Here is a 1,719-nt window from a genome sequence, read left to right on the forward strand (position 1 = left end):
CCTTAAGCCTTGCTGCCCGGTGCAAGCATTGGCATTGCCGCTGTTGGCTACAATTCTCCAAAAGTTCAAGGGTTAACTCGTGAACTGTATCAACCTGTTCAGTGGTCAGGACTTCAATATTTACCCTCATATAGCCTCACCGCCCCTAAATTTTCGCCAGGGCTTGTTCCAGGTCAGCAATTAAATCATCCGCATCCTCTAAACCGGTAGAGAGCCTTACCAGGCCGTCCGTAATCCCGGCTTTTTCTCTCTCCTTTTTATCCACATACCAATGTGTCATAGAAGCTGGATGTTCAACCAGAGTTTCGCAATCTCCAAGACTCACAGCCAGGATACATAATTCCACAGATTCCATCAGCTTAATTCCGGCCTTAAGGCCTCCCTTAAGCTCGAAGCACACTATGCCACCAAAATCGCGCATTTGTTTTCTAGCTACTTCATATTGCGGATGGGTTGGCAACCCGGGATAAAATACCCTCTCGATCTTGGGGTGGTCCTCCAAAAATTTAGCAATTTTGAGCGCATTTTCACAGTGCTTTCTCATCCGAACATCAAGTGTCTTTAAGCCACGGATCAATAAAAATGCACTAAAAGGAGACAATACGCTTCCAATATTTTTCAAACTTACCTCTCTTAAATCTGTAATGATTTCTTTTGTAGATACAACAACTCCGCCCATAGCATCGCCATGGCCACATATATACTTTGTTGCACTATGAATGACAACATCAATACCGAAATCAATAGGTTTTTGCAAATAAGGAGTAGCAAATGTGTTATCAATAGCAGTTAATATATGATACTTTTTACCAAGTTCGGCAATAGCCTTGATATCGACTACTTTTAAAGTAGGGTTTGCAGGGGATTCGAAATAAATAAGCCGGGTATTTTCCCTCAAAGCATTTTCCACGTTCTTTATGCTGGTAGTATCGACAAAAGTAGTTTCAACCCCAAACTTTCGCAGTAACACATTAAATAAGTAATGTGTTGAACTGTAACATGTTTCATCTACCACAGCATGATCCCCGGTTTGAAACAAGTAGAGTAACAAAGCACTGACAGCGGCTGTACCGGACGCAAATGCCAGTGCTTGCTCACCGCCTTCCAGGGCAGCCATTTTTTCCTCAAATACTGTCTGAGTGGGATTGCCAAGTCGCGTATAACAATACCCGTTATCAAAACTCTCGCACTTGGCTGCCCCGTCTGCAACATTCTCAAAAATATAGCTGTTCGTTTGAAAAATAGGCGTCACCAGGGAACCTGAGATCTCATCTTTTAGATTGGCAAAATGAATTGCCCTGGTGGCGAAACCGCCATACCTTTCCTGACTCATAGTATACCCTCCTGGAATAGTTTAAGCCCTACTTTCTACTGCCTCCAGAATTCTGCTAATTTCTAGATCAACCTCTTTGTCCAACGGTTCAGGCTTGTGGTTTTCCAGTATATATTTCACCTTGGCCCTGGCCCTTTCACGCATGGTTGTACCTCCGTTTGCAAGCCAGGTTTCATAAGTTTTCCGGTCCGTAATATCCGGCATCCAATTATCCCGGAAATGCTTGAATGTATGGTCGTCTCCCAGGAAATGCCCACCGGGTCCAACTCGTTTAATAGCATCAAGGGCAAGATGTTCAGAATCAACCTTGATTCCTTCCATTAACCTCCTAATCTGTCCAATAACTTCATTGCACATAACCAGCAGTTCGAAGGAAAAGGTTAAAC

The 1,719-nt window shown here is 43.5% G+C and carries 2 protein-coding genes; both read right to left on the reverse strand.

What is annotated here, in order from left to right; genetic code table 11:
- Positions 1-145: 145 nt before the first annotated feature.
- Positions 146-1,333, reverse strand: a complete 1,188-nt coding sequence (locus ACPLUI_RS14610) for a trans-sulfuration enzyme family protein (RefSeq protein ID WP_424660968.1) — start codon at positions 1,331-1,333, stop codon at positions 146-148.
- A gap of 21 nt (positions 1,334-1,354) precedes the next feature.
- Positions 1,355-1,719 (reverse strand): trimethylamine methyltransferase family protein (locus ACPLUI_RS14615; protein WP_424660969.1); only part of this gene is annotated, 365 nt, incomplete at its 5' end.

The sequence above is a fragment of the Desulfofundulus sp. genome (genome assembly GCF_049701015.1).
Lineage (GTDB): Bacteria > Bacillota > Desulfotomaculia > Desulfotomaculales > Desulfovirgulaceae > Desulfofundulus.

Excerpts from the sequence above, each read along its gene's own strand:
- ACPLUI_RS14610 (WP_424660968.1), bottom strand. The coding sequence starts at position 1,333 with ATGAGTCAGGAAAGGTATGGCGGTTTCGCCACCAGGGCAATTCATTTT.